The organism is Stenotrophomonas sp. PS02297, from assembly GCF_029959705.1.
Lineage (GTDB): Bacteria > Pseudomonadota > Gammaproteobacteria > Xanthomonadales > Xanthomonadaceae > Stenotrophomonas > Stenotrophomonas nitritireducens.
Genome location: NZ_JASCOS010000159.1, coordinates 1 through 6,457, shown reverse-complemented (window position 1 = coordinate 6,457; position 6,457 = coordinate 1). Strand labels below are relative to the sequence as shown.

Here is a 6,457-nt window from a genome sequence, read left to right as displayed (position 1 = left end):
CGGGGGGCGGGGGGCACCCCCCGGGTGGGGCCCCCCCGGGCAAACCCCCGCGGGGGGTGGCCCGGCGCTACAGCAGCACCGTGGCCATGCACCTGTAGAGCGGGGCGACGCCCCGCTGGCGCTTTCCCGGTAAAGCCCGCGCCGGGCGTTGCCCGGCGCTGCAACGGCACCGTGGCCCATGCACCTGTAGAGCGGGGCGACGCCCCGCTGGCGCTTTCCCGGTGAAGCCCCCGCCGGGCGTTGCCCGGCGCTGCAACGGCACCGTGGCCCATGCATCTGTAGAGCGGGGCAGCGCCCCGCTGGCGCTTTCCCGGTGAAGCCCGCGCCGGGCGCTGTCATCTGCTTCATGGGACAATATCGCGTCCGCCGGTTCAGCCGGCTCCCTCCCGGATCACACTGGAGAACCCATGAATCTGCGCATCCTGACCGTTGGCGTCGCCATGTCCCTGCTCGCCGCCTGCGGCGGCAAGGAAGAGGCCGCCAAGACCGCCGACGGTGGCGAGGCCAAGGTCCTGAACGTCTACAACTACTCGGACTACATCGCCGAGGACACCATCCCGAATTTCGAGAAGGCGACCGGCGTCAAGGTCACCTACGACGTGTTCGACAGCGACGAGATGGTGGAGACCAAGCTGCTGACCGGCAACAGCGGCTACGACATCGTGGTGCCGACGCTGAACTTCTTCGGCCGCCAGATCCAGGCCGGCGTGTTCCTGCCGCTGGACAAGAGCAGGATCCCGAACCTGGCCAACCTGGACCCGGCGATCATGGCGCGCATCGCCGGCCAGGATCCGGAGAACAAGTACGGCGTGCCGTACATGATCGGCACCACCGGCATCGGCTACAACGTGGCCAAGCTCAAGGAACGCTTCGGCGGCAGCACCGACATCGCCAACAGCTGGGACCTGGTGTTCAAGCCGGAGAACATCGCCAGGATGAAGGACTGCGGCGTCACCATCCTCGACACCCCGTCGGACATGATCCCGGTCGCGCTGCACTACCTGGGCCAGGACCCGCACAGCACCGATCCGGCGACCCTCCAGAAGGCCGCCGACCTGCTCAAGAGCATCCGTCCGTACGTGCAGAACTTCCACTCCAGCCAGTACGTCGGTTCGCTGGCCAATGGCAGCACCTGCCTGGTGGTGGGCTGGTCGGGCGACATCATCCAGGCGCGCGACCGCGCCGAGGAGGCCGGCAACGGCGTGGAAGTGGCCTATTCGATCCCGAAGGAAGGCGCGCCGCAGTGGTTCGACATGCTGGCCATCCCGAAGGATGCCAAGCACCCGGAGAACGCCTATGCGTTCATCAACTACCTGCTCGAACCGCAGGTGGCCGCCAACAACACCAACGTCACCCATTACGCCAACCCGGTGAAGGCGGCCACGCCGCTGGTGGATGCGGCGATCCGCGAGGACAAGACCATCTACCCGCCGGAAGACGTGGCGGCGAAGATGTTCACCTACGCGATCAACCCGCCGGAAGTGGACAAGCTCTACACCCGGCTGTGGACCGAGATCAAGACCGGGCGTTGAACTGCGCATTGGCCTGGTTCCCCGGGGTTTGCAGGACAAACCCTGGGCCCCGGCTCGCCGTCCCCCACGCCTTTGGCACGCCCCCTTGGACTCCAGGGGGGCTTCTCCTTGGGCCGGTATTCCTGGTGCGCCACCCGGTCCATGCAGCGTCGAACAGGGCATTCCCGCGTGGAACGGCAGGGTGTCGCCGGCAAAACGCGGGGACTACACTACGCGCGTTTGCCCGTCCCGCCCGCTCCCGGAATCCTTCATGCCCGTTGATGCCAAGACCGACGTCCGGCCCGACGCCATCGCCCTGAACAGCGAGCCCGGCTACCTGTCCATCCGCGACCTGCGCAAGGAATTCGATGGCTTCGTCGCCGTCGACGACGTCAACCTGGACGTGCGCAAGGGCGAGATCTTCGCCCTGCTGGGCGGTTCGGGCAGCGGCAAGTCCACCCTGCTGCGCTGCCTGGCCGGTTTCGAGACGCCGACCAAGGGCTCGATCCTGCTCGACGGCCAGCCGATCACCGCGCTGCCGCCCTACGAGCGGCCGATCAACATGATGTTCCAGTCCTATGCGCTGTTCCCGCACATGACGGTGGAGCAGAACATCGCCTTCGGCCTGAAGCAGGACGGCATGGCCAAGGACGCCATCGCCCGCCGCGTCGGCGAGATGCTGGAACTGGTGCAGCTGGAGAAGCTGGGCAAGCGCAGGCCGCACCAGCTCTCCGGCGGCCAGCAGCAGCGCGTGGCGCTGGCGCGTTCGCTGGCCAAGAGCCCCAAGCTGCTGCTGCTGGACGAGCCGATGGGCGCGCTGGACAAGAAGCTGCGCTCGAAGATGCAGCTGGAGCTGGTCAACATCATCGAGCAGCTCGGCGTGACCTGCGTGATGGTCACCCACGACCAGGAAGAAGCGATGACCATGGCCACCCGCATCGCGGTGATGGACCAGGGCTGGATCCAGCAGATCGGCAAGCCGGACGACATCTACGAGCAGCCGGCCAACCGCTTCGTCGCCGGCTTCATCGGCTCGGTGAACCTGTTCGAGGGCGTGATCGACGAAGACCTGCCCGAGTACGTCACCGTGCGTACCGCCGACTTCCCGGCGCCGATCTACGTCGGCCATGGCATCACCGGCTACGAAGGCCAGCCGGTGGCGTTCGCGCTGCGCCCTGAGAAGGTGCACATTGCCAAGGACGAACCCGAGGGCGAGAGCAACAAGGCGCGCGGCGTGGTCGAGGACATCGCCTATTTCGGCAGCCATTCGGTCTACCACGTGCGCCTGCCCAGCGGCGCCAAGGTGCTGTCCAACTTCGCCAACATGAAGCGCTGGGACAGCGACGGCATCACCTGGAACGACGAGGTCTGGGTGTCCTGGGACGACAACGACGGCGTGGTGCTGACTTCATGAGCGCGCGCGACCCGAACCCGGGCGGTTGGCGGCGCTGGCTGCCGGGCATGCGCGCCGGCGTGATCGGCGTGCCCTACCTGTGGCTGCTGCTGTTCTTCGCGATCCCGTTCCTGATCGTGCTGAAGATCTCGTTCGCGAAGATGGCCGTGGCGATGCCGCCGTACACCTCCATCGTGGCGTACGTGGACAACGCCTTCACCGTCAACCTCAACCTCGGCAACTACACCCAGCTGTTCGCCGACAGCCAGTACGTCGTCGCCTACCTCAGTTCGATCAAGATCGCGGTCATCGCCACGTTCCTCACGCTGCTGATCGGCTACCCGATGGCCTACGTGATCTCGCGCATGCCGCCGTCGGCGCGCAACATCGCGATGATGCTGGTGGTGCTGCCGTCGTGGACCTCGTTCCTGATCCGCGTCTACGCCTGGATCGGCATCCTCGACAGCAACGGCCTGATCAACCGCACCCTGCTGGGCATGGGCCTGATCGACGAGCCGCTGCGCATCCTCTACACGCCGCTGGCGGCCTATATCGGCATCGTCTACTGCTACCTGCCGTTCATGGTGCTGCCGCTGTACGCCAACCTGGTCAAGCTCGACCACCGCCTGCTGGAAGCGGCCTACGACCTCGGCGCCAAGCCGTGGCAGGCGTTCGCGCGCATCACCCTGCCGCTGTCGCGCAGCGGCATCGTCGCCGGCTGCATGCTGGTGATGATCCCGGCGGTGGGCGAGTTCGTCATTCCGGAAATGCTCGGCGGCCCGGACACGCTGATGATCGGCCGCGTGCTGTGGGGCGAGTTCTTCAACAACCGCGACTGGCCGCTGGCCTCGGCGGTGGCGATCGTCATGCTCATCCTGCTGCTGGTCCCGATCGTGATCTTCAACCGGTCCCAGCAGCGCGAGCTGGAAGGGAAGCTGGCATGAGCATGGTCCGCGGCCAACGCTGGCTGGGCTGGAGCGTGCTGCTGGCCGGCTTCGCCTTCCTGTACCTGCCGATCCTGCTGCTGGTGCTGTATTCGTTCAATTCCTCGCGGCTGGCGACGGTGTGGGCGGGCTTCTCCACGCAGTGGTACGGCGAGCTGTTCCGCGACCGGCAGCTGCTGGAAGCGGCCTGGGTCAGCCTCAAGGTCGCGTTCTGGACCGCGACCGCGTCGATGGTGCTCGGCACCATGGCGGCGATGGCGATGACCCGTTTCCGTCGCTTTCCCGGCAAGACCGTGTTCGGCGCGCTGGTGACCGCGCCGCTGGTGATGCCGGAGGTGATCATCGGCCTGTCGATCCTGCTGATGCTGGTGTCGATGGGCGGCCTGTTCGGGCTGCCGTCCAAGGGCGTGGTGGCGATCTGGATCGCGCACGTCACCTTCACCATCTCCTTCGTGACCGTGGTGGTGTCCTCGCGCCTGCAGGAGCTGGACCGCTCGCTGGAGGAGGCGGCGATGGACCTGGGCGCGAACCGGCTCAAGGTGTTCTTCCTGATCACCCTGCCGATCATCGCCCCGGCGCTGCTGTCCGGCTGGCTGCTCGCCTTCACCCTGTCGCTGGACGACGTTGTGATCGCCAGCTTCGTCGCCGGTCCCAGCTCGACCACGCTGCCGATGAAGATCTTCGCCTCGGTGCGCATGGGCGTCAGCCCGAAGATCAACGCGCTGGCCACCCTGCTGGTGCTGGCGGTATCGACCGTGGCCTTCATCGGCTGGTGGATCTCGGCGCGCGCGGAGAAGCGGCGCCAGCGCGACATGCAGCTGGCGCTGCAGGACAACGGCTGAGGCGCATCGCCGCTTCATGCCGGGCATGCGCCGCATCTGCGGTGCCTGCGGCGAAGCCGCTTTGCAGGTGCCGGGCCTGCCCGGCACGGACGTAGTCGACGCGGACGCAACATCGCCGGCGCTACCATCCCCGTCTTCGTTGGATGCACGGTGCAGCGCCATGGCTTCTTACCAGACCATCAACCCCTTCGACGGCCGCGCGCTGCGCACGGTCGAACTGATGAGCGCCGTCGCCGTCGAGCAGCGGCTGGCCGCCGCGGAGGTGGCGTTCCCGGCGTGGTCGGGCATGGCGCTGGAACAGCGCGGCGCCCTGCTGCGCAACGTGGCTGCAGGCCTGCGCGCGCGCCGCGACGAGATCCAGCGCACGATGACCCTGGAAATGGGCAAGCTGCGGGGCGAGGCGCTGGCCGAGATCGAGAAGAGCGCGGCGGCCTGCGAGTACTACGCCGACCATGCCGCCGGCTATCTCGAACCACAGGCGATCCCGACCGAGGCGCAGCGCAGCTATGTCCTCTACCAGCCCATCGGCTGCGTGCTGGCGGTGATGCCGTGGAACTTCCCGGTGTGGCAGGTGTTCCGCTTCCTCGCTCCATCCTTGATGGCCGGCAACGTGGCCCTGCTCAAGCACGCCAGCAACGTGCCGGGCTGCGCCGACCTGATCGCCGCGGTGCTGGCCGGTGCCGGCGTGCCGGCCGGCGTGTTCGACGTGCTGCACATCGACAACGACCAGGCCGCCGACGTGCTGCGCGACCGCCGCATCAAGGCGGTCACGCTCACCGGCAGCGAGCGCGCCGGCCGTTCCATCGCCGCCAACGCCGGCGACCAGCTGAAGAAATGCGTGATGGAGCTGGGCGGCAGCGACGCCTTCGTTGTGCTGGAGGATGCCGACCTGGACGTCGCTGTCGCCGCGGCGGTGAAGTCGCGTTTCGACAATGCGGGGCAGACCTGCATCGCGGCCAAGCGCTTCGTGCTGGTGGAGGCCATCGCCGACGCCTTCGTGCGGCGCTTCGTCGAAGCGGCGAAGGCGCGGGTGTACGGCGACCCGCAGGACGAGGCCGCCACGCTGGCGCCGATGGCCCGCGCCGACCTGCGCGATGCGTTGCACCGGCAGGTGCGCGAGAGCATCGACAAGGGCGCCCGGCCGCTGCTGGGCTGCGAACCGCTGGCCGGCAGCCATGCCGGTTACCCGGCGTCGATCCTCGACCACGTGGCGCCGGGCATGTCGGCGTACGAGGAGGAGCTGTTCGGCCCGGTGGCGGCGATCCTGCGGGTGAAGGACGAGGCCGAAGCGCTGCGCGTGTCCAACGACACCAGCTTCGGCCTGGGTGGCAGCGTGTGGACGCGCGATGCCGCACGCGGCGAGCGCGTTGCCGCGCAACTGCAGTGCGGCGCGGCCTTCGTCAACTCGGTGGTCAAGAGCGATGCGCGGCTGCCGTTCGGCGGCACCAAGCGCTCGGGCTTCGGCCGCGAACTGGCCGAACACGGCATCCGCGAGTTCACCAACATCAAGACCATCTACGTGGCCTGATCCGCCCCTGTAGAGCGGGGCAATGCCCCGCTGGGGCATTCCCGGCCAGGCCCCCCGCCGGGCGTTGCCCGGCGCTACAGGGCATCGCGATCTGTAGAGCGGGGCAACGCCCCGCTGGGACATTCCCGGCCAGGCCCCGCCGGGCGTTGCCCGGCGCTACAGGGCAGCGCGATCTGTAGAGCGGGGCAACGCCCCGCTGGGGCATTCCCGGCCAAGCCCCGCCGGGCGCCGCCCGGCGC

The 6,457-nt window shown here is 68.1% G+C and carries 5 protein-coding genes; all 5 read left to right on the top strand.

Annotated features, from left to right (window positions below; translation table 11 throughout):
- The first annotated feature begins 407 nt into the window (after nt 1–407).
- The 5 genes from QMX80_RS17785 (at nt 408) to QMX80_RS17765 (ending at nt 6,218) form a co-directional block, all read left to right on the top strand.
- Entirely contained in the window at nt 408–1,532 is a 1,125-nt protein-coding gene (locus tag QMX80_RS17785; protein ID WP_055770070.1) for a polyamine ABC transporter substrate-binding protein, read from the top strand.
- Nucleotides 1,533–1,782: 250 nt separating this feature from the next.
- Complete coding sequence (gene potA / locus QMX80_RS17780) at nt 1,783–2,925, top strand: polyamine ABC transporter ATP-binding protein (RefSeq protein WP_055770067.1); 1,143 nt, start codon at nt 1,783–1,785, stop codon at nt 2,923–2,925.
- The gene (locus tag QMX80_RS17775; RefSeq protein ID WP_082443634.1) at nt 2,922–3,848 is read left to right on the top strand and encodes an ABC transporter permease subunit; all 927 of its coding nucleotides are present in this window, start codon (nt 2,922–2,924) and stop codon (nt 3,846–3,848) included. Before potA ends, QMX80_RS17775 begins: the two co-directional genes overlap by 4 nt.
- Nucleotides 3,845–4,690: an ABC transporter permease subunit gene (locus QMX80_RS17770; RefSeq protein WP_055770064.1), complete on the top strand. Its 846-nt coding sequence runs from the start codon at nt 3,845–3,847 to the stop codon at nt 4,688–4,690. The genes QMX80_RS17775 and QMX80_RS17770 overlap by 4 nt, the downstream gene beginning before the upstream one ends.
- A gap of 160 nt (nt 4,691–4,850) precedes the next feature.
- Complete coding sequence (locus QMX80_RS17765) at nt 4,851–6,218, top strand: NAD-dependent succinate-semialdehyde dehydrogenase (protein WP_282278504.1); 1,368 nt, start codon at nt 4,851–4,853, stop codon at nt 6,216–6,218.
- Nucleotides 6,219–6,457: the final 239 nt, after the last annotated feature.

Excerpts from the sequence above, each read along its gene's own strand:
- QMX80_RS17785 (WP_055770070.1), top strand. The coding sequence starts at position 408 with ATGAATCTGCGCATCCTGACCGTTGGCGTCGCCATGTCCCTGCTCGCC.
- QMX80_RS17770 (WP_055770064.1), top strand. The coding sequence starts at position 3,845 with ATGAGCATGGTCCGCGGCCAACGCTGGCTGGGCTGGAGCGTGCTGCTG.
- potA (WP_055770067.1), top strand. The coding sequence starts at position 1,783 with ATGCCCGTTGATGCCAAGACCGACGTCCGGCCCGACGCCATCGCCCTG.
- QMX80_RS17765 (WP_282278504.1), top strand. The coding sequence starts at position 4,851 with ATGGCTTCTTACCAGACCATCAACCCCTTCGACGGCCGCGCGCTGCGC.
- QMX80_RS17775 (WP_082443634.1), top strand. The coding sequence starts at position 2,922 with ATGAGCGCGCGCGACCCGAACCCGGGCGGTTGGCGGCGCTGGCTGCCG.